This is a genomic window from Castellaniella sp. MT123, from assembly GCF_039614765.1.
Classification (GTDB): Bacteria; Pseudomonadota; Gammaproteobacteria; order Burkholderiales; family Burkholderiaceae_B; genus Castellaniella.
The window spans coordinates 327,239-348,902 of the sequence record NZ_CP154879.1 but is presented as its reverse complement, the minus strand read 5'-3'; the positions used below and the strand labels follow the sequence as shown (position 1 = coordinate 348,902).

The following is a 21,664-nucleotide window of genomic DNA, read 5'->3' as shown; positions in this document are numbered from 1 at the left end:
ATCAGCAAATGGGGGTTGAGTGTCCAGTTTCAAGCGCCTTCCAGCATTTCCAGCGCCATTCCCAGGGTGCCACGGCCCCCGGACGCTGCCACAGGCCCAGGCGTGCCTGACGCGCCTGCTTTTCCAGGCGCCGCAGATCCGGGTCACGCAGGTATTTTCCACCCCCCTGCTCATTGGCCCAGGCCATCCCGCCCGCAACCATGACGCGATTGGCCACCTGGCCATCCGGCAGGGGCACGTCGCAGATATTGCGCCCGTACTGGTCATGTTCGTAACAGCGCAGCTGCAATGTCCGGCCGGCCACCAGATCCGCCAGAGCCTGCCGGGAGGCCTGTCCATAGGGCTGCCCAGGACGTTGACTGCCGTGGCTGGTTTCCGGGGCGTCGATGCTGGCAAGCCGCACCCGCTCCTGCTTGCCACCGACCAGCACGGTCAGGGTATCGCCATCCGCCACGTTGACGATCCGGCCAGCCAGCGTGTACACCCCGGCAGCCGATGAGCCGGTGGGAACGGAAGACGATCCAATGGAGAACTTCCCGGTTGACAACCAGGTGGCACAGACCAGCAGCGCCAATGCAATCAGGCGGCGGATGACGCGGGAACCAAAAGGGAGACGGCGCAAGGCGGGCAGCGGAAAATGGGCCGCCAACGCGGCCAGGACCGGGTATTGTAATTCACGCGTCAGGCCAGGCCCGTCGCAACAGCGCGTCGGATGCCAGGCCGGATGGCTGGGCGCCATAGACACGGCCTCCGCCCCCCGTCAGACGGCTGTCCACGAACGCCCGCGACAACCAGTCCGGCGCATGGCGCAGCAGCAGATCCGACTGGACCAGCAGCACCAGGTCCTGGGAGATCCGTCGAGCGAGGGTCTGCTGCTGGTCAGGATCGGCCCGCAATCCCTGCAGCAGACGGTCAGCCGTCGCCCGCATGGCGGGTTCCCCCGGGTGCGCCCGCGCCAGCGCATCGATTGCCTGGGCCACGGGCTGCGCATCCTGCCGGACCGCGCGCAGCACATCCAGGCACATGACGTTGCCCGAACCTTCCCAGATCGAATTGACGGGTGCCTCACGGTAGAGCCGGGCCATCGGGCCATCCTCGATGTAGCCGTTGCCGCCCCAGATCTCCATGCATTCAGCGGTGGCCTCGATTGTCCGCTTGCAGATCCAGAATTTCGCGGCCGGGGTCAGGATCCGGCGCAGGGACTGTTCCGCCGGATTTTCCGGATGGTCGAACGCGTGGGCGAGACGCAGCGCCAGCGTGGTTGCGGCCTCGCTTTCCAGGGCCAGGTCGGCCAGCACCTGCCGCATGAGGGGTTGATCGATCAGGAGGCGGCCGAAGGCGCGGCGATGACGTGCATGATGAATACCCTGAACAACGGCCTGGCGCAGCAGCGCAGCGCTGCCCAGCACGCAGTCCATGCGCGTGTAGGACGCCATCTCGACCAAGGTGGCGATCCCCCGCCCGGGCTCGCCCACGCGTCGCCCAAGGGCCGCGTCGAACTCGACCTCGGCACTGGCATTGGAGCGGTTGCCAAGTTTGTCCTTCAGCCTCAGGATGCGCACCGGATTGCGCCGGCCATCATCCAGCCAGCGCGGCACATAGAAGCAGGAATGCCCATCGCCATCACGGGCCAGCATCAGATGGGCATCGGACATGGGCGAAGAAAAGAACCATTTGTGCCCGGTCAGGTGAAACCAGCCGTCTCCGGCCGGTTCCGCCCGGCTGACATTGCTGCGCAGGTCGGACCCACCCTGTTTCTCGGTCATGCCCATGCCCACCATCATCGATTGCTTGGCCGACACCGGAATATCGCGCCCGTCGTACTGACCGCTGGCGAGCCGGGGTTGCAGGGCGGTGAACCACGGTTCGCGCATCAACAACGGAATCGCGGCGCTGGTCATGGTGATCGGACACAAGGATCCGGCTTCGACCTGACCATGCATCAGGTAATGCGCCGCGCGGGCCACGTGCGCACCCGGAGTCGGCGCGATCCAGGCGCGGCCGTGCATACCCTGAGCGAAAGCCAAAGTCAGGAACTCGGCCCAACCCGGGTGGAAATCGACCACGTCGAGCCGGTGTCCGGTCCGGTCGAAGGCCCGCAACGTCGGCGCGGTGCGGTTGATGTCCGCCGCCAGCCTGGACAGATCGGCGCGCCCCAGGCGCAGTCCCCAGGAATCCAGATCGGCCTCGTGATCCTGGCCGCCTTCGCGGCGCACCCCTTGCACCAGCGCGGCGTCCGTCAGAAACAGGTTACAGTCCGGCAAGTCCGGCACCAGGTTTTCGGCCCGGAACGCATCCGGTGCGGCATCCGCGACGTTCATCAGGTGTTCCTCCGGGATTGCACGACCTCAGTCTACCCGCGATTCCCGGCAGCGGACAGCGCCCCGATACAATCGACCCCGACACCTTCACGGAGACTCCCGACATGACACCCCGTTTCCTGATCCTGTGCGGCGCCGTGATCCTGGCGCTGGGCGTGGCGGCCGGCGCTTTCGGCGCACACGGCCTGCGGCGCCTGGTGACACCGGAACTGCTGGATACCTGGCGTACCGCTGCCCACTACCAGATGATCCATGGGCTGGGTCTGCTGGCGCTTGCCGCCCTCTGGGCCCGACTGGCACCGACGCCGGCAGTCTGGGCCGGCGGCCTGATGCTGGCCGGGCTGCTGCTGTTTTGCGGCAGCCTGTACGCGCTGGTCCTGACCAGCATCCGCATCCTGGGGGCCATCACCCCGGTCGGCGGGCTGCTCCTGATCCTGTCCTGGCTGGCGCTGGCGCTAGCGGCCTGGCGCGGCCCCAACGCCTGATCGGTCGTCCCGCGCGGCCCCAAAGACAGGCCGCTTGCCTGTCCGCGCGGGACACGGCCTTTAGGGACACGGCCTTTATAATGAATGCCTGTCAAGCCAGACCCGGATGCTCATGTCCAGCCCAACCCCCGATCCCGTGCTGCGCGCATGGCTGCGCACGTTACCCAAGGCCGAACTGCACCTGCACATCGAAGGCACGCTCGAACCCGAACTGATGTTCGAGCTCGCCCGCCGCAATGGTGTCACCCTGCCCTACGCGGATGTCGAAGCGGTGCGCGCCGCCTATCGCTTCACCGACCTGCAGTCCTTTCTGGACCTGTACTATGCAGGCGCCAGCGTGCTCGTCACGGAACAGGATTTTTACGAGCTGGCCATGGCCTATCTGCGGCGCGCCCAGGCCGACGGCCTGGTTCACGTCGAGATCATGTTCGACCCGCAGACCCATACCCATCGGGGCATTGCCATCGACACAGTTTTTGCGGGGCTGGCACGGGCTCTGCGCGAAGGGCGCGATACCCTGGGCATCAGCAGCTATCTGCTGCTCAGCTTCCTGCGCCATCTCAGCGAGGAAGACGCCATCACCACCCTGGAGGCCGCGCTGCCGCTGCGGGAAACCTACGCCGATCTCTGGATCGGCATCGGCCTGGACTCGTCCGAACAGGGCAACCCGCCGGAAAAATTCGCCCGGGTCTACGCCCGGTGCGCACGGCTGGGTTTCCACCTTGTGGCGCATGCCGGCGAAGAAGGACCGGCGGACTATGTCCGCTCCGCACTGGATATCCTGGGCGTCGCCCGCATCGATCATGGCGTGCGCAGCAGCGACGATCCCGAGCTGCTCCAGATCCTGATCCAGCGACAAATCCCCCTGACGGTTTGCCCATTGTCCAACCTGAAACTGGGCGTGGTCCACGACCTGTCTGAACACAACCTGGCGCGATTGCTGCGTGCCGGCGCCATGATCACTCTGAATGCCGATGACCCGGCCTACTTCGGCGGCTACGTGCTGGACAACTACGTCGCCAGCGCCGCCGCCCTGGATCTGTCGCATGACGAACTGGTGACGCTGGCCGCCAACAGCCTGAATGCCTCATTCTTGCCTCCAGCCGACAAGGCCCGTCTGCTGGACCGGCTGGCGTCGGCTGCCCGCCGGGGCTGAGCCCCGTTCCCCGATGCTTACCCCCGTCAATCTTGCAAAACTGAGACTGCCCGGCGACGCGATCCAGGGCGAATGCCGCAAACTGGACCGCGACTTTTACGACCGGCCCGCCACCGCCGTTGCCCCCGACCTGCTCGGACGGCTGCTGATCCATGCCACCCCGACGGGCCCACACATCGGCCGCATCGTGGAAGTCGAGGCCTACCTGGGGCCTGGCGACCTGGCCGCGCACACCTCGCGCGGGCGCACTGCCCGCACCCGGGCCATGTTCGGGCCCCCGGGCCATGCGTACGTCTATCTGATCTACGGCATGCACCACTGCATCAACGTGGTGACCGGCCCCGAAGGCAGCGGCACTGCCGTGCTGCTGCGTGCGCTGGCGCCCGTCTCCGGGCTGGACGTTGCCACGAACGGCCCCGGGCGCCTGTGCAAGGCCATGAACATCACCCTGGATCACTACGGCATCGACCTGTGCGGCGACACGCTGTGGCTTGCCCGGGACGAGGCACCGACGCACGTCCCGGCCGCAACCAGCCCGCGGATCGGCGTGGATTACGCCGGCGAATGGGCGGAAAAACCCCTGCGCTATTACATCGACGGCCATCCCGCCGTCAGCCGCCGGCCGGCCAAAAAGCGCAGCGCGCGGTAAACGGCAGTCCCGAGGCCCCCGGGCCAAGCCGAGATTGATTGGCATTTCCGACAGACGCTTCTTTTGACTCAGCGCAAATTCAGGTTTGGGATCCGCCCTTAGCATATCAGGGTTATCTCTAATTTCTCACCCTGTCGTCATGCGCCCCTTCCGCCAGAGCCTGTCTCAACCGTCCAACTCCTGGGTCTGGTTCGGCCTGTTGATCGTGTTGGCGGCCTGCCTGCTCGCCACTCCTATCCAGTCCATAGCGCAACCGGACTCGAGCCGCGCGCATGAGGCGTTCAAGTTCGGGGGCGGCGGCACGCCACTGGGCAACAGCCCGCGCCTGGGCGCCTTTCTGAACAAGGTCAAGCCGGCCGACATCTTCCCCGGGGCCGACCGGATCGGCCCCCCCGAAGGCAAGCCGACGATTGCCCGCGCCTACGCCGCCGACAAGATGATCGGCTACGTCTACCTGACGACCGACATCGTCAACACACGCGGCTACTCGAGCAAGCCCATCGACATCCTGGTCGGTCTGACACTCGAGGGAAAAATCGTCGGCGTCAAGCTGGTCGAGCACCACGAACCGATTGTCCTGATCGGGATCCCCGAAGCCAAGGTCCAGCGCTTCATCGACGGCTACATCGGCCAGAACTACGTCAAGGAACCGCCCCGCCCCGGCGCCCCGCCGCCTGTGGACATCATCAGCGGCGCAACCGTCACCCTGATGGTCATCGGCGACAGCATCCCCCGTTCGGTGCTGGCGGTGGCTCGCAACTACGGCATCGGCCAGGAAGCACAGACCCACGCCGCACCCGTCGAACACCGTGTCATCGACATGGAAAAGACCGGGATTCAATCCTGGGACGAGCTGCTGAAAACGGGGGCCGTCTCCGCCCTCAGGGTCAGCGTCGCCGACGTCAACAAGGCATTCGAGGCGACCGGTCGGCAAGGGGCCATCGACCACCCGGAACCCGGCGACCCTAAGGACACGTTCATCGACCTGTATGCCGCCGTGGTCAGCGTGCCGACCATCGGCCGCAGCCTGCTGGGCGACAGCGATTACAACTACCTGCGCGACCGCCTCAAGCCCGGCCAGCAGGCGATTCTGGTGGCCGGCAACGGGCGTTATTCCTTCAAAGGCTCTGGCTACGTGCGCGGGGGCGTATTCGACCGCATCGAGGTCGTCCAGGACGAAAACAGCTTCCGTTTCACCGACCTCGACCATCAACGCCTCGCCGACATCATGGCGGCCGGCGCCCCGGGCTTTCGCGAGATTGCGCTGTTCACCGCGCCAACCAATGCCGTCTTCGACCCGACCGCCGCCTGGCGGCTGCAGCTCAGCGTCCAGCGCATCATCAACGTGAAGGAAAAGGCCTTCACTGCGTTCGTTCTGAACTACCAGCTGCCTGCCGCCTTCACCAAGGTCGAGACACCCGCGACACCGGCGGCCCAGCCCGCCAGCACGGCCGCTAGTTCATCGGCCGCGCCCACGCAAGCTCCCGCGGCCGCCCAGGATAACGCTCCGGCGCTCTGGAAGCAGATCTGGAAGGCCAAAACGACCCAGATCATCGTGATCTCGATTGCCCTGCTGGCCCTGATTGGCGTGTTCTTCTTCCAGAACCAGCTCGTCAAGAACGAAGTCATCTACCGGCGCTTCCGGACCGGCTTCCTGATATTCACCCTGTTCTGGATTGGCTGGTATGCCCAGGCGCAGCTCTCTGTCGTCAATGTCCTGACGTTCACGACCTCGCTGCGGACCGACTTCAGCTGGGAATATTTCCTGATGGATCCGATCGTGTTCATCCTGTGGATTGCCACGGCGATGTCCCTGATCTTCTGGAACCGGGGCGCTTTCTGCGGCTGGCTGTGCCCGTTCGGCGCGCTGCAGGAACTGACCAACCAGCTGGCGCAAAAGCTTCACATCCCGCAGATCAAGGTGCCGCACGGTTTGAACACGCGGCTGGCCGGGCTGAAATACATCATCTTCCTGATCCTGTTCGGCATCTCGCTCTACGAGCTGGGCCTGGCGGAAAAGTTCTCCGAGGTCGAGCCATTCAAGACCGCGATCATCCTGAAGTTCATCCGCGAATGGCCTTTCGTGATCTTCGCCGTGGTGCTGTTGCTGGCGGGTCTGTTCATCGAACGCTTCTATTGCCGCTATCTGTGCCCACTGGGGGCTGCCCTCGCCATCCCGGCGCGCCTGCGCATCTTCGACTGGCTGCGGCGCTACAAGACCTGTGGCAATCCCTGCCAGCTGTGCGCCGTGGATTGCCCCGTGCAGGCAATCAACCCCGAGGGCGACATCAACCCCAATGAATGCATTCAGTGCCTGAACTGCCAGCAGCTCTATCACAACGAAAAGCGCTGCCCGCACCTGATCCAGAAGAACGCCAAGCTCAAGCGCAACAAGACACCGCCGCCCGACGCTGGCATCCCGGGCGAAGTCATCGCCAGCCGCAAGCCGACCGTTCGTCCGCGCACGGCCGATGACGCCGCCACCCCCGTTTCGTCGAACCCGTAGCACCGGAAACCGGACCGCTACGAACATCAACCCTTCCAGGGAGCACTTCATGTCCGACCAGAACCAAGATAAACCCGCCCTGAGCCGTCGAGGCTTTCTCGGCACCGCCGCGCTGACCGGGGCGGCTGCCGTGGGCGTCACCCACCTGGGCGCCGCCACGGCCAAAGACAAGGATGACAAGAAAAATGAAAAGGGCCACCAGAGCACCGAAGTCCCTCCGGGCGAACTGGACGAATACTATGCCTTCAACTCGGGCGGCCAGTCGGGCGAGGTCCGTATCCTGGGCGTGCCGTCCATGCGCGAACTCATGCGCATTCCGGTATTCAACATGTGCAGCGCCACGGGCTGGGGCCGCACCAACGAAAGCCGCAAGATCCTGAACGAGCATCTCACGCCCGAGACACGCAAGTTCGTCGAGTCGATCGGCGGCGTGCTGCCCAACGGCGACCTGCACCACCCCCACATGTCGTTCACCGACAATACCTACGACGGGCGCTACATCTTCGTCAACGACAAGGCCAACACCCGCGTCGCCCGCATCCGCTGCGACGTGATGAAGACCGACAAGGTCATCGAGATCCCCAACGCCGACGGCATCCACGGCCTGCGCCCCCAGCGCTATCCGAAAACCGGCTACGTGTTCTGCAACGGCGAACACATCGTCCCGCTGCCTAACGACGGCAAAGTCATGGATGACCCGAAGAAGAACTACTGGGCCATCTATACCGCCGTCGACGGCGAGACCATGAAGATCGCCTGGCAAGTGCTGGTGGATGGCAACCTGGACAACGGCGACGCCGACTATCAAGGCAAATATTCCTTCGCCACCTGCTACAACTCGGAGAAGGGTCTGACCGTGACGGAAATGTCCGCTGCCGAACAGGACTGGGCCGTCGTGTTCAACCTCAAGCTGATCGAAGAAGCGGTCAAGAAGGGCGACTACAAGGAAATGAACGGCGTTCCTGTCATCGACGGGCGCCACGGTTCCAAATACACGCGCTACATCCCGGTTCCAAATTCACCGCACGGCTGCAATGCCGCACCCGATGGCATCCATGTGGTGTTCAACGGCAAGCTCTCGCCGACCATCACGATGATCGACGTGCGCAAGCTGGACGACCTGTTCGCCGGCAAGATCAAGGAACGCGACGTGGTGGTGGCCGAACCGCAACTGGGCCTGGGCCCCCTGCACACGGCCTTCGACGGCCGCGGTAACGCCTACACGACCTTGTTCATCGACAGCCAGATCGTAAAATGGGATATGGAAAAAGCCAAACGCGCCTATCAAGGCGAAAAGGTCGATCCCATCATCCAGAAGCTGGACGTGCAATACCAGCCCGGCCACAATCACACGACCATGGGCGAGACCAAGGAAGCCGACGGCAAGTGGCTGGTGTCGCTGAACAAGTTCTCCAAGGACCGCTTCCTGAACACGGGACCGCTCAAACCGGAAAACGATCAGCTGATCGACATTTCGGGCGACGAGATGCGGCTGGCGCATGACGGCCCCAGCTTCGCCGAGCCGCACGACATGCTGCTGGTGCATCGCTCGAAGGTCCACCCCAAGCAGATCTGGGACCGCAACGATCCGATGTGGGAAGATGCCCGCCAATGGGCCAAGAAGGACGGCGTCACGCTGGAATCGGCGGCCAACGTCATCCGCGACGGCAACAAGGTCCGGGTCTACATGGTTGCCATCGCGCCCGTGTTCAGCCTGTCGCACTTCGAAGTCAACGAAGGTGACGAGGTCACAGTATTCGTGACCAACATGGAACGCATCGAGGACCTGACGCACGGTTTCACCCTCAGCGGCCACGGCCTTGCCATGGAAATCGGACCTCAGGCTACGTCCTCCGTGACGTTCACGGCTTCCCGCCCAGGCGTTCATTGGTACTACTGCCAGTTCTTCTGCCATGCCCTGCACATGGAAATGTCGGGTCAGATGAACGTCAAGCCGAAGCAGGCCTAAACCATGTGGCGCCCGACCGTGACTCGCAAACTGGCAGCGATGGCCGCAGGGCTGGCCATCGCTGTCGGTGTCAGCGTGCCGGCCGGTGCCGCCGTGATCGATGTGCCGGCAGGAACCAACCTGCAGGCCGCGATCACGGCGGCGACTGCGGGGGACACCCTGCGCCTGGCCGCTGGCGACTACACCGGCGACCTGCGCATCGACAAGCCGCTGACTTTGATCGGCCCGGCGGACCGCAGCGCACACATTCTGGGGACTCGCAAGGGCCGCACAATCTGGGTCCAGGCCCAGGACGTCACCCTTCAGCACCTGACCATCCAGCATTCCGGCCTGAGCCTGTCGGACATGGACGCGGGCGTCTTTCTGGACAAAACCGCCACCGGTGCCCAGATTCTATCCAACGACATCATCGACAATTCCGTGGGTGTCTACCTGTGGGGCGTCCGCGATGCCCGGGTGGAACACAACCGTATCGTCGGCAACACGGGGCTGCGCGTCAACGAACGCGGCAACGGCATCACCGTCTGGAATGCGCCGGGATCCAAGGTCCTGAACAACGACATCTCCGAAGGCCGGGACGGGATCTTCTCGAACAACAGCCGCGAAAATGTATTCAGCGGCAATGTCTTCCACCATCTTCGCTATGCCGTGCACTACATGTACACCAACGACAGCGAAGTCAGCGACAATGTGTCGCTGGGCAACGAGATCGGCTATGCAATCATGTTTTCGCGGCGCCTGACCGTGCGCGACAACATTGCCCTCGACAGCCAGTTCCAAGGCCTGATGCTCAACGCGACAGACGACTCGACCATCACCGGCAACGTCATGAACCGGGCCGAGAAATGCGTCTTCGTCTACAACTCGAATTTCAATACGCTGGCCGACAACCACTTTCAGGGCTGTCAGATCGGCGTCCACTACACCGGGTCGGAAGGCAACAAGATCTACGGCAACGCATTCGTCAACAACCAGAACCAGGTCAAATACGTCGGCACCCGTTTTATCGAGTGGTCGGAGAAGGGACGCGGCAACTACTGGTCGGATATGGCAGCCTTCGATCTGGATGGCGACGGCATCGCCGATACCGCCTACCGACCCAATGGCCTGATCGATCAGGTCATCTGGCGCGCACCCAACGCACGCCTGCTGCTCAACAGCCCCGCCGTGACCATCGTACGCTGGGCCCAATCCCAATTTCCCGCCATCCTGCCGGGTGGTGTGATCGACAGCACCCCTCTGATGGTCGCTCCGGTGACCCCCACCTGGGAAAAATCCAAGGCATTGCCATGACTGTCACAGGCTCTCCGATCGATCTGCGATCCATCACCAAACGCTACGCCGCCCTGCGCGCTGTCGATAACGTCAGTCTATCGATCGAACCGGGCGAATGCGTCATCCTGGCCGGCCACAACGGGGCGGGCAAGAGCACGCTGATCAAGCTGATCCTGGGGCTGATCCGCCCCGAATCCGGCTCGGTGCGCGTACTGGGCGATGTGCCCGGCACCGAGGCATCGACGCGCAGCCGCCGACAGATCGGCTATCTGCCCGAAACGGTCGCATTGCATCCTTCCCTGACAGGCGTCGAAACGCTGGCCTTCTACGCGCGCCTGAAAGGCCTGTCGACGGCAGGCAACCCCGCGTTGCTGTCCCGCGTCGGCATCGCCGATGCGGCCAAGCGACGCGTGGGCGGCTATTCAAAAGGCATGCGTCAACGTCTGGCCTTGGCACAGGCGCTATTGGGCCATCCACGGGTATTGTTGCTCGATGAGCCCACCAGCGGCCTGGATCCCGCGTCGCGCCTGTTGTTCTACTCCATCGTGGGTGAATTGCGGGCCGCCGGAGCGGCTATCCTGCTATCCACTCACGCCCTGGCCGAACTGGAAGGGCTGGCCGACCGCGTCATCGTCATGCGCAAGGGTCGCAAGATCGCGGACGGCAGCCTGAGCGAATTGCGCCGCGATGCCGATCTGCCCGTGCGCATCCGGCTGACCCTGGATACGGACCCCGTCCACATTCCCGACGGCTGGCAGCGCAGCGGGGCGCACCGCATCGAGATCAGTTGCCCTCAGGCCCAGAAGCTGCGGCAGCTGCATCTGGCCCAAACCATCCCCAACGTCAGCGACATCGAGCTGGAACATCCGGGCCTCGATGAAATGTATGCGCAGTTTCTGCGCCGGGAGGACGCATGAATCCGACCTTGATCCTGATCCAGAAGGAAATCCGCGACGGCCTGCGCAACCGCTGGGTGCTGGCGGTCACGATCCTGCTCGCCATGCTGGCGCTGTCCCTGGGATTCCTGGGCAGCGGCCCCACCGGCACTGTCAAAGTCGATCCCCTGACCGTCACCGTCGTCAGCCTCTCGAGCCTGTCCATTTTTCTGGTGCCGCTGATTGCAATGCTGCTGTCCTACGACGCCATCGTCGGTGAAATCGATCGCGGGACGATGGCACTGCTGCTGAGCTACCCGGTGGCCCGCCGCCAAGTGATGCTGGGCAAGTTCTGCGGCCATCTGGCCATCCTGTCGATCGCCACGATCGCGGGCTACGGCATCGCGGGGGTCACCCTGCAGCTGGCGCATGGCGGGCTCGACTTCTCGGCCTGGGCGCCGTTTGCCCTGCTGATCGCCGCCAGCATCCTGTTGGGAGCCAGCTTTCTGTCGCTGGGCTACCTGATCAGCTCTCTGGTGCAGGAACGGGCCACCGCAGCAGGCATCGCAATCGGGGTCTGGCTGTTCCTGGTCGTCATTTACGACATGGTGCTGCTGGGCGTGCTGGTCGTCGATCAGGGACGCTCCATCACCGCACCGCTGCTGAACACCATTCTGTTGTTCAACCCGACCGACGTGTATCGGCTGTTGAACCTGACCGGCCACGAGAACATCGCCATGTTCGCCGGCATGGCGGGCCTCAGCGACCAGGCCACACTATCGACCGGGACCCTGCTGCTGGCCCAGGTTCTGTGGATCGCCATCCCCTTCGGCCTGGCCTCGGCTGCCTTCAACCGGAGGGCGCTATGAACGGCTTTCCCCTGACACTCCGCGTCCCATTGGCCTGCCTGGCGCTGGGCCTGTCCCTGGCGCTGACCGGCTGCGGCGGCAAGTCGGACGCGTCCACGCCGCCCCCCACGCCGGCAGCCATGACCGACCAGTCGATCGGACATTACTGCGGCATGAACCTGAACGAACACGTCGGCCCGAAGGGCCAGATCCTGCTGCGCGACGACCCCCGGCCGGTCTGGTTCTCGACGATCCGCGAGGTCTTTGCCTATACATTGCTGCCCGAGGAGCCCAAGGCCATCCTGGCCATCTATGTGCAGGACATGGGCCGCGCCGGGCCCGACGGCAACCCGCCGGCTGACGCCTGGATCGACGCCCATCAGGCCCATTACGTCATTCACGGCGACGCCATCGGCGGCATGGGGGCGCCCGACGCGCTCCCGTTTGCCCGGATGGATGACGCCCGCCGGTTTGCCGCGCAACACGGCGGCCAGATCGTCGATTTTCAGGGCATGCCCGAGGACTATGTCCTGCGGTATGTCGAACCATCCTCTCCACGCGGATAATGCACCAGCTGGAACCCATCATGAATACCTCCTTGCTTCCCAGGCGCCGGTTTCTCGGCATCGTCGCTGCCAGTGCGGCACTGCTGGGGTCCACACCGCTGTGGGCCGCCCTCAAACAACAAGATGCACTGCCGGATCCCGTCATCTGGCGCGGTGTGGCCCTGGGCGCGGACGCCCAGCTGCAGCTGCTGCATCCCGACCGCAAGCACGCCGAGGCACTCGTGCAGATGGCCGTGGCCGAGGTCCATCGGCTGGAGAAGATCTTCAGCCTGTATCAGGAAGACAGCGCGCTGGTTCTGCTGAACCGCGACGGACGGCTCGATGCGCCACCACCCGACCTGTCGCGCCTGCTCAGCCAATCAGTGGGCTTTGCCGAAGCCACCAATGGCATGTTCGATCCGACGGTCCAGGTGCTGTGGGATCTGTACGCACAAAGTGTGACCCAGGGCACGCCGCTGCCGCCGGCACCGGCAAAGCTCCATGCTGTGCTGCAGCGCGTCGACTATCGCGCCATCCGCCTCGAAGAGGATCGGATCACGCTGGATCGCCCGGGAATGGCCTTGACACTGAATGGTATTGCCCAGGGCTATATCACGGACCGGGTCACGGACCTGCTGCGCAGCAACGGCCTGGAGCACGCCATCGTCGATATGGGCGAGCTCCGCGCGATCGGGCAACGGTCGCCCGGCCACCCGTGGCACGCGGGAATCGCCGATCCGGCGCATCCGGACCAAGCCCTGGATACCGTCGATCTGCGAAACCAGGCACTGTCGACCTCCGGCGGCTATGGCACTCCCTTCGACCCTGCCGGCCACTATACGCACTTGTTCGACCCGCATACGGGTCAGGCCACGCCGGTCTGGCGTAGCGTCACGGTACGCGCCGCCGACGCGACAACCGCCGATGCACTGTCCACTGCCCTGTCTCAGATGCCGGAATCCGCAATCCGTGGTATTATTTCGCGCTTTCCAGTTCAGGCATGGCTGTTGCCCCCGGATTCCGGGACACTGATCCACCTGGGGTGATTGAAAAACTCGCTGGAAAAAGCGTGATGTGACAAGCCAGAAAAAGCATGTTATATTTACGCCTCTTTAGCGGCTGTAGCTCAGTTGGATAGAGTACTTGGCTACGAACCAAGGGGTCGTGGGTTCGAATCCTGCCAGCCGCACCAGAATTACCCTGTTTTCTTAACAGGTTAGAAACCGCCTAGGGTCCAACGCCTAGGCGGTTTTTCTTTGGCTGGGCGAATTCTGGGTAATCACCGTCGGCTGATGGGGAGCCCTACCCATGGCTCGGCTCTACCCCATCAGCGGTGGACGGGCATTCCTCAGTCCTGCTTCAGCACCTCGGGTTCTGGCGAATCAGTCGGATGAGCCAGCAGTTTCTTCAGTTCTGGCGTCATGGGCCAGTTCAAGTTGACATGCTTGGGCGGAATGGGCTGGGTAAACCATTTGGTGTAGAGCGTATCGACCCGACCGTCCTTGATCATGGCCTTCACGGCGTCATCGACAGCCGTCTTGAAGCGCGCATCGTTCTTGGGCTCGATGATGCCGTAGGGCTCGAACGTATAGGCTTCCTTGCTGATGGACCAGGCCTGGGGATCATGGGAATTTGCCACCAGCCCTGCCAGCAGGATGCCATCCATGAAGAACGCTGACGCCCGCCCATTGGCCACTGCCAGGAAGGCCTCGGCATGGTCACTGGCCGTGATGATCCGCATGCCCAGCTGTTTCTGCGCATTGATTTCTGTCAGCCACTTCAGGTTGGTGCTGCCCGACACGGAAATCACCGTCTTCCCCTGGAAATCCCGCAGATGACGCAGATTCGATTGCTTCAAGGACGCGAAATGCGTGGCGGACACGAAGGTGGCGGGCGCAAAGCTGACCTGCTTCTGGCGCTGGACGTTGTTGGTGTCGGGCCCGCAGGACAGATCGACCGTGCCATTGGCGATCAGCGGAATGCGGGTTGACCCGGTGACAGGGACTTCCTTGACGTGGATGGAGGACAGGCCCAGATCCTTCCGGATGGCATCGGCAATGCCATAGCAGATGTCCATGGTGTAACCGACAGATTTCTGGTGATCATCCAGATAAGAAAACGGAATCGCGGCATCCCGCGTGCCGATGACGATTTCTCCGGTCGACTTGATCCGGTCCAGCCGGCTGAAGTCAGCGGCCTGGGAGGAACCGATACCGGCCACTGTCAGCGCAGCGGCCAGAACGAGGGGCAATGCTTTCATGAATTCTCCTGCTTTTCAACAAGGTCGGCGGCAAACCAGAACATCCAGTGCGCCAATCTCGATGAATCATCAGAATTTTAGGAAATATTCTGGTACGGATTAATTCCTTATGGAAATATGCAAATTCCGTCGCGATAGGCCCCGACAGAATGCACGGATCATCTCGGGGATGACGTACCCGGGCGTCACATTGGCCTTCAAAATCAAATGGCTTACTGACCTCGGTCAGTAAGCCATTTTTCGTTTTTGGCGCGCCTGCCCTATCAAGGCAGTCCGGCACAAACGCAGCCGCCAATCATGGCGCCGCAGTCCCTGGCGTTCAGGGGAGCAGATTCATCGGTTCCGCCGATGACGCCCCGCCCAACCCGTCACGCCACCGCTTTCTCGGGGACCTCCTGTTCCTGGCCAATGCGGTCGAGATATTTCAGGCAGGTCTCGGTCGTCTCGACATCACCGAACTTGGCGTCGATATCGAACAGGTTCCAGAGTACGGCACCCGGCACCCGGTCACCAATCGCCTCCTTGACGGCGATCGTGCGAAACCCGTCGGCCAGGCCATCGCAGATCGTCTCGCGCACACAAGCCGAGGCGGTCACGCCGGTCACCAGAATCGTATCCACCCCCGCGGCGCGCAGGTAACCCGCCAGGTACGTCCCGTGGAACGCGCTGGCGCGCTTTTTGATCAGGGTCAGCTCGCCTTCGATCGGCGCGATGCGCGAATCAATCGCCCAGATGTCGGGGTTGCCCTGGCTGACGACATCGATCGGGATCTTGTTGTGCCACAGGCCCATGTCGGTGTTCTGGTTGTCGCGATCGGTGATCTCGTAGCAGGTCGTCACGTGCACCACGGGCAAGTTGTACTTGCGAAAGCCCTTGAGCAGCGCCTGCATCGACGGAATGATCTGATCATCGACGTGTTCGCACGTAAAAGGGTTGCCTGGACGCGTCCAGGCGTTGGCCAGGTCCACGCTGATCAGCGCCGGGCGCTTGCCAAAGCCCACGCGGCGCTGGAAACCCCGCGACTGATAACGACGGGTGGCTTCGGCGAAGGCGGCTTCCAGGACTTGTTCGAGATTGTCGGACATGATGTGGCTCCTTTGATGTAGGAAAATATCGTTGGGTCTTGAGCGATCCGCCGCGTAACGAAGGGCGGATTCACAGGTTCAGTTTAGAGAAATAGTGGCCGTTATTTGATATCAATAAAGACCTCATTAATGCTTTTTAAACAACAATCTCCGGAATACGATTCGGCGATCTCAAATCATCCGCCGCTCAATCGCGCCGGACGTGCCTCGGATCGACGTTGCGGGCCGCAAAGATCAGCAGGCCGGAGGCCAGGATCGGCAGCACCCCCCAATAAAAGCTTGCATCGATCCAGTTCCAGCCCCGAGTCAAAGACGCCGTAATCAGCATGCCCGCGATAATCGAGCCCACCTGACCCGCGGCGTTGATCAGCGATCCTCCCGTGGCACGGGTATGCACGGGAAAGCTTTCCGCACTGAAGAACAGCAGGGCCGAATACGGGCCGATCATGAAGAACAGCCCAGCGCTATAAAACGCAATGATCAGGTTGAAGTCCCCGTTGGGCGCCATCAGCATGGCCTGGAAAGAAGCCGCACACAGCAGCCAGCCCAGGCCGATGGCATTGCGCCGGCCGATCCGGTCCCCCAACCAGCCAAAGAACAGGTAGCCGCAGAAGGCCGTGGCGTTGGAGATGATCAAAATGGTGAGGGCATTGTCAAAGGCGATGGCCTTGCCAGTTTCCGCAGTCAGCAGCGAAGTCCCCAGAATCAGGAAGGCGAGTACGCCAAACCAGTTCAGCATGAACGAGATCCCGATAACCAGGGTCGAGCGCAGGGATTCCCCCTTGAAGGCGGCCGCCGCCGGCGTACTGGTTTCCTCCAGACTGATGCCGCTGGCCCGCGCATAGGCCAGTGCCTCCGGCCTGCGCCCGGCCGCGAGCAGCTCCTCCGCATGGCGACGCGCCAGGAATTGGGGGCTTTCCTTCAGATGACGCGCGGCGATCACCATGAAGACCGCCGGAAAAACAGCGACGATGAAGCACCATTCCCAGCCCCCCATTGGCAGGATGACGGCGATCGAGGCCGCCGCCAGCACTGAACCCACGGGCCAGCCCGACTGCACCAGCGAATAGATGAAGCCGCGCCGGCGCGCCTGATCCGGACTGGAATAATGCAGGGCAAAGATCTCACCCAGATAGGTGGCATTGATCGCCTGTTCCGCATAGCCCAGGCCAGCCAGGGAACGGATGACGATGAGCAGGACGAATCCGAGCCCACCCGTCAGGCCCATCACCCACCCCATAGGAGCGGTCAACAGCGAAAAGATGGCCGCACCGATGACGGCCACCACAATGCCCTTTTTGCGTCCCGCACGATCCACATAGGGACCAACGCCGAAGGCCACCATGGCCGTACCGGCGGTCACCCAGGTATTGGCTCCCGTGGCCGTGGCCGCGCTCCAGCCGAAATCGTGCGCCAGAACGGGCAGCAGGTTGCCGAAAAGCACGAAATCATAGACTGCGAAGGTCCAGGCAAAAAAACAGATCCAGGAGGCGATCACGACATCCTTCGGCGTGACCTTGTGCACCCGGGGCAAGTCTGCAACTAGCGTGGTATCCATTTGTGTACTCCCTCGAATAGGGTGAAGGGATCCCGCCCGGCAGCCGCTTGCGGAAAGCGGGCCGGTGATCTCCGGACCGCAGCCCATGGAAGGGCTACGGCCGGACACGGAGTACTGCCAGGCGTTAGAGCATGACGCGCAGAATGCGCGTCATCTTCGGTCAGTGGGCTGCGGCAGCCAATTTCGCGCGCCGGCGGGTGGTTGCCGCCCGATCCAGCACCAGACTGTCGTCCAGGACGACACCGTAGACCTCGTAGGCCGCCTTGCGGGTGCAGAAGTCATCGAGCACGTCCTCGCGCACCGTCTCGGCCGGACGGTCGAGCGGATTGCCATAGCCCCCGCCGCAGGGCGAGTAATAGGTCATGACATCACCGGCGCGCGTCTGAAAGCCGGAGAACTTCGAGTACATCTCGATGACTTCATCCGGGCTGTCGACGTTGTGGATAATGTTGCGTCCAACCACGCCGTCGTGACCGCCAAACAGGCCGCGCGGGGCCTCTAGGTGGCGTTCACTCTCGTGCGTGATGAAGCCCGGAGTGAGCACGCGCTGGGCCTTGACTACACCCAGACCGCCCCTGAACCGTCCGGCACCCGGCAGCACGTCATCGCGCAACTCGTAGCGGTCGCACACCATGGGCAGATGCATGCCCAGGTCCTCGATCGGATTATTGCGCGTGTTGGCCATCAGGTTGTCGATGCTGTCCGGACCATCGGATCGCGGCCGACCGCCGTAGGCACCCTCGTTGACCTCCAGAAACACCCAGTAGTCGCCGTTCTCGCGCGTACCCGAGTAGGAAGCGAACGAAATGGACGCCGAGCTGCCGGCGATCACCTTGTTGGGCAGCACTGGCGCCAAGGCCTGCAAGATCAAGTCGATCATGCGATTGCACTGTGTGAAACGGGCCTCCGCCGCTGCCGGCGCCTTTGGATTGAAGATCGTTCCCTCTGGCGCGACCACATGAATCGGCCGAAAGGAGCCTTCGTTCGATGGCACACGGCTGTCAATGGTGCACACGTCCAGCAGCAACTTGCGAAAAGCCGCATAGGCGGCGACCTTGCACGAACCCTCGAAAGGCACGTTATAGGCCGTGGGCGTCTGCTCGGCTGAACCGGTCAGGTCGACCGTGACCGAATCACCCTGCACCTTGACGGTGACGACGATGGGCAGGCGTACGTCACGGCGCCGGCCGTCGTCATCCAGGAAACCCTCGGCGCGGTATTCCCCATCGGGTATGGCCGCGATTCCCTGGCGCATGCGCATCTCGCTATAGTCCATCAGCTGGTTGGCCGCGGCGAAAACCATATCGCGTCCATAGCGGTCGAGCAGTTCCTGAAAGCGCTTCACCCCCAGGCGCGCCGACGCGATCTGCGCATCGATGTCATGCATCAGCTGGTCACCGGCGCGGCTATTACTGGTGATCATCTGCACCAGGGCCTCATTGCGCTGGCCTCGGTCGTACAGCTTCAGGCCGGCAAGCAGCATGCCTTCGGCATACATGTCGGTGACATCGATGATCAGGCCCGGAGTGGCCGCGCCGATATCGATGTGGTGCGCCGTATTTGCGGCGAAACCGACCCTTTCCCCCTGATAGTAGATGGGGATGACGATCGCCAGATCGGGCGTGTGGCTGGATCCGTAGTAGGGGTGATTGTGCACAACCACATCGCCCTCGTTCCATTGGCCGCCCTGCAACGTCTTCTCGATGCCGCGCAGATAGGCCGGGATCGAACCGATGTGCATGGGAGTCGACTCGGACTCGCAGAGCGTCTGGTAGTTCAGGTCGAACAGGCCCGCGCCCAGGTCCTGCGATTCGCGGATGATGGAAGAAAACGACATGCGATACAGCACATGCCCCATTTCCTCGGCGATAGTGTCCAAGGCGCCACTGATCACCTGCAGGGTGATCGGGTCGAGTGTCAATTCCTTGCTCATTGAAGTGTCTCCTCGAGTTGCTTGCCGGCCGTCTTTTTTTCGGTCGCGGCCCGGACACCGACGATCATGTTGCCCGAGGGGCTGACCCAGGCTTGCCAGCCCGGAGGCACCAGGGAGGTCGAGTCATGTTGCAGGATGATCGCCGGGCCATCGATGACTTGTTCGGGCGCGAGGCGCTGTCGGTCATAGCGTGGCGTGGGCAGACGGGTGCCGTCATCGAACACGGTGTCCCGCGTATACAGATAAGCCTGCTCCAGGCCGTTATCCACCTGGCGACCCTTGCCCCATTGCGACCAGTCCAGACGCGGAAAGCGGCCGGTGCCGATCAGGCGCAACGTCACCAGTTCCACATCGGCGCCACGGAAGCCATAGCCATAGTCTTTCTCGTGCACAGTATGAAAAGCTTCAATCAAGGATTCGAGATGGCTGGCCTCGATGGTGGATGCGGGCAGATCGACGCGCAGTTCGAAGCCCTGACCGTGGTAGCGGCATTCGGCGATATACCGCAGCGCCATGTCCTCGGGTGCGACATGGTCGGCGACCAGCCGATCGCGACATTCAACCTCCAAGGCCGCGAGGGTGCGGTTGATGGCGGCGAGTTCATCAACCCCCGCCGTGCACAGGTTGCACAGCTGTGAACGCGTGTACTCGTATTTCAGGTCGGTGGCCAGCAGCCCCGCCGCCGCTGTGATCCCGGGCATGGGCGGCACCAGGACATACTTTGCGCCGACTTCGGTCGCCAGGGATGGACCATGCACGGGGCCGGCGCCGCCGAAAGGCATGAGGGCGAACTCGCGCGGATCCAGGCCCCGGGCTACGGATGCCGAGCGGATGGCCAGCGACATATTGTTGTTCACCACCCGCAGGATGCCCAGCGCCGCCTCGGTCACGCTCATGCCCAGGGGCTCAGCAATCTTCTCGCGGATGGCCTGTTCGGCCAGGGAAGCCGTGGCTCCCAGATCACCGCCCAGCATCTGATCAGCATCCAGGCGCCCAAGCACCACATTGGCGTCGGTCGTGGTGGGTTCGGTGCCGCCGCGCCCGTAGCAGGCCGGCCCGGGCTCGGATCCCGCGGATCGCGGGCCGACGTGAAAGCCCCCTGCGGAATCCAGGTAGGCCACCGATCCACCGCCCGCACCGATTGTGATCATGTCGATCATGGGTGCCATCACCGGATAGTCCGCGACTACGGCGTCGCGCGGATTCTTGATGCGCAGCTCGCCTGCGGTCAGGGCCGCGATGTCGGCGGAGGTACCACCGATGTCCACCGCCAGGATGTTGCTCTGGCCCACCATATCGGCGAAGAAACGCCCGCCGATCACACCACCCGCCGGGCCCGACATGAGGATACTGACGGGTCGGTCGATACACTGTTCGACCGTGGCCAGCCCCCCATTGGACTGCATGATGCGCAGATCCGCCTCGATACCGTTTTCGCGCAGCCGGCTTTCCAGGCGGCTGATGTAGCGCGCCGTCTTCGGCCCCACGAAGGCATTCATCGCCGTGGTGGAAAAGCGTTCGAATTCACGCATCACGTCGACCACTTCGGACGAGCGCCAACAGTACATCCCTGGCAATACTTCGCGGACGATTTCCTGTGCGCGACGTTCGTGAGCATCATTCAGGAACGAGAACAAAAAACAGACGATGACGGCCTCGACGCCATTGTCGCGCAGGCGCAGGGCAGCCTCGTAGACCTCGTCCTCCACCAGCGGTGTGACGATGCGGCCATCTGGTGGCAGGATCCGTTCCGTGATCGGCAGGCGGTTGCGGCGCTTGACCAGCGGGTGTGACTGCCAGGGCACGTCGAAATGCAGAGAGAAATTGTGCGGGCGCTTGTGTCGCCCGATGTGCAGGATGTCGCGAAAACCGCGCGTGGTCAGCATGCCCACGTTCGCCCCGTCGTACTCCAGGGTGGCGTTGGTCGCCACCGTGGTGCCGTGCATGATTTGCTTGACGGCCGATCGGGCAATGCCCGCCTTGCCGCATAGTTCGATGATGCCGCGCACGACACCTTCAGACTGATCCTGCTTCGTGCTGGGCACCTTGTGCTGATAAATGCCGGCCCCCACCGGATCATCAGCAAAGGTCTCCAGCACCAGGTCCGTGTTGGTTCCGCCAACATCGACGCCTATTCTTGCCATGGTCTCCTCCATCTTGTTTATGCGCACCACCCGACAGGGGTGGTGCGTGTGAAGC

17 protein-coding genes and 1 tRNA gene are annotated in these 21,664 nt (G+C 63.0%); 11 read left to right on the top strand and 7 right to left on the bottom strand.

The features are described from left to right. Position 1 precedes the first annotated feature (1 nt). Both ABCV34_RS01620 and ABCV34_RS01615 read right to left on the bottom strand, forming a co-directional pair. Positions 2–739 (bottom strand): thermonuclease family protein, encoded by a 738-nt coding sequence (locus tag ABCV34_RS01620; RefSeq protein ID WP_345797520.1) that lies wholly within the window; start codon positions 737–739, stop codon positions 2–4. Further along, on the bottom strand, positions 675–2,321 hold the full coding sequence (locus ABCV34_RS01615) for an acyl-CoA dehydrogenase family protein (RefSeq protein WP_345797518.1): 1,647 nt from the start codon (positions 2,319–2,321) through the stop codon (positions 675–677). The genes ABCV34_RS01620 and ABCV34_RS01615 overlap by 65 nt, the downstream gene beginning before the upstream one ends. Positions 2,322–2,425: 104 nt before the next feature. Here ABCV34_RS01615 and ABCV34_RS01610 point away from each other — a divergent pair, with 104 nt between their 5' ends. From ABCV34_RS01610 to ABCV34_RS01560, 11 genes are all read left to right on the top strand, one after another. Beyond that, entirely contained in the window at positions 2,426–2,806 is a 381-nt protein-coding gene (locus ABCV34_RS01610) for a DUF423 domain-containing protein (protein WP_345797517.1), read from the top strand. A gap of 112 nt (positions 2,807–2,918) precedes the next feature. Further along, the gene (locus ABCV34_RS01605) at positions 2,919–3,962 is read left to right on the top strand and encodes an adenosine deaminase (RefSeq protein WP_345797515.1); all 1,044 of its coding nucleotides are present in this window, start codon (positions 2,919–2,921) and stop codon (positions 3,960–3,962) included. Positions 3,963–3,975: 13 nt separating this feature from the next. After that, positions 3,976–4,611: a DNA-3-methyladenine glycosylase gene (locus tag ABCV34_RS01600; RefSeq protein WP_345797514.1), complete on the top strand. Its 636-nt coding sequence runs from the start codon at positions 3,976–3,978 to the stop codon at positions 4,609–4,611. Between the two features lie 139 nt (positions 4,612–4,750). Continuing rightward, a complete protein-coding gene (locus ABCV34_RS01595; RefSeq protein ID WP_345797513.1) occupies positions 4,751–7,117 on the top strand; it encodes a 4Fe-4S binding protein in 2,367 nt (788 codons plus the stop codon). 49 nt (positions 7,118–7,166) lie between these two features. Further along, positions 7,167–9,086, top strand: a complete 1,920-nt coding sequence (gene nosZ, locus ABCV34_RS01590) for a TAT-dependent nitrous-oxide reductase (protein WP_345797511.1) — start codon at positions 7,167–7,169, stop codon at positions 9,084–9,086. An 18-nt stretch (positions 9,087–9,104) separates the two neighbouring features. Then, the gene (locus tag ABCV34_RS01585; RefSeq protein ID WP_345797509.1) at positions 9,105–10,379 is read left to right on the top strand and encodes a nitrous oxide reductase family maturation protein NosD; all 1,275 of its coding nucleotides are present in this window, start codon (positions 9,105–9,107) and stop codon (positions 10,377–10,379) included. Beyond that, positions 10,376–11,278 (top strand): ABC transporter ATP-binding protein, encoded by a 903-nt coding sequence (locus tag ABCV34_RS01580; RefSeq protein ID WP_345797508.1) that lies wholly within the window; start codon positions 10,376–10,378, stop codon positions 11,276–11,278. The genes ABCV34_RS01585 and ABCV34_RS01580 overlap by 4 nt, the downstream gene beginning before the upstream one ends. Then, positions 11,275–12,105 (top strand): ABC transporter permease, encoded by an 831-nt coding sequence (locus ABCV34_RS01575; RefSeq protein WP_345797507.1) that lies wholly within the window; start codon positions 11,275–11,277, stop codon positions 12,103–12,105. The genes ABCV34_RS01580 and ABCV34_RS01575 overlap by 4 nt, the downstream gene beginning before the upstream one ends. After that, positions 12,102–12,650, top strand: coding sequence for a nitrous oxide reductase accessory protein NosL (locus tag ABCV34_RS01570; protein WP_345797506.1), 549 nt, complete (start codon positions 12,102–12,104; stop codon positions 12,648–12,650). The genes ABCV34_RS01575 and ABCV34_RS01570 overlap by 4 nt, the downstream gene beginning before the upstream one ends. A gap of 20 nt (positions 12,651–12,670) precedes the next feature. Continuing rightward, positions 12,671–13,675: an FAD:protein FMN transferase gene (locus ABCV34_RS01565; protein WP_345797505.1), complete on the top strand. Its 1,005-nt coding sequence runs from the start codon at positions 12,671–12,673 to the stop codon at positions 13,673–13,675. Between the two features lie 69 nt (positions 13,676–13,744). Continuing rightward, positions 13,745–13,821: transfer RNA gene (locus tag ABCV34_RS01560), tRNA-Arg, on the top strand. 156 nt (positions 13,822–13,977) lie between these two features. Here the strand turns inward: ABCV34_RS01560 and ABCV34_RS01555 are convergent. From ABCV34_RS01555 to ABCV34_RS01535, 5 genes are all read right to left on the bottom strand, one after another. Next, the gene (locus ABCV34_RS01555) at positions 13,978–14,889 is read right to left on the bottom strand and encodes an amino acid ABC transporter substrate-binding protein (protein ID WP_345797504.1); all 912 of its coding nucleotides are present in this window, start codon (positions 14,887–14,889) and stop codon (positions 13,978–13,980) included. A 368-nt stretch (positions 14,890–15,257) separates the two neighbouring features. Then, the gene (locus ABCV34_RS01550) at positions 15,258–15,974 is read right to left on the bottom strand and encodes an isochorismatase family protein (RefSeq protein WP_345797500.1); all 717 of its coding nucleotides are present in this window, start codon (positions 15,972–15,974) and stop codon (positions 15,258–15,260) included. 187 nt (positions 15,975–16,161) lie between these two features. Next, on the bottom strand, positions 16,162–17,532 hold the full coding sequence (locus tag ABCV34_RS01545) for an MFS transporter (protein WP_345797503.1): 1,371 nt from the start codon (positions 17,530–17,532) through the stop codon (positions 16,162–16,164). 160 nt (positions 17,533–17,692) lie between these two features. Beyond that, positions 17,693–19,465, bottom strand: coding sequence for a hydantoinase B/oxoprolinase family protein (locus tag ABCV34_RS01540; RefSeq protein ID WP_345797502.1), 1,773 nt, complete (start codon positions 19,463–19,465; stop codon positions 17,693–17,695). Next, positions 19,462–21,609, bottom strand: a complete 2,148-nt coding sequence (locus tag ABCV34_RS01535; RefSeq protein ID WP_345797501.1) for a hydantoinase/oxoprolinase family protein — start codon at positions 21,607–21,609, stop codon at positions 19,462–19,464. The genes ABCV34_RS01540 and ABCV34_RS01535 overlap by 4 nt, the downstream gene beginning before the upstream one ends. Between the last annotated feature and the right edge of the window lie 55 nt (positions 21,610–21,664).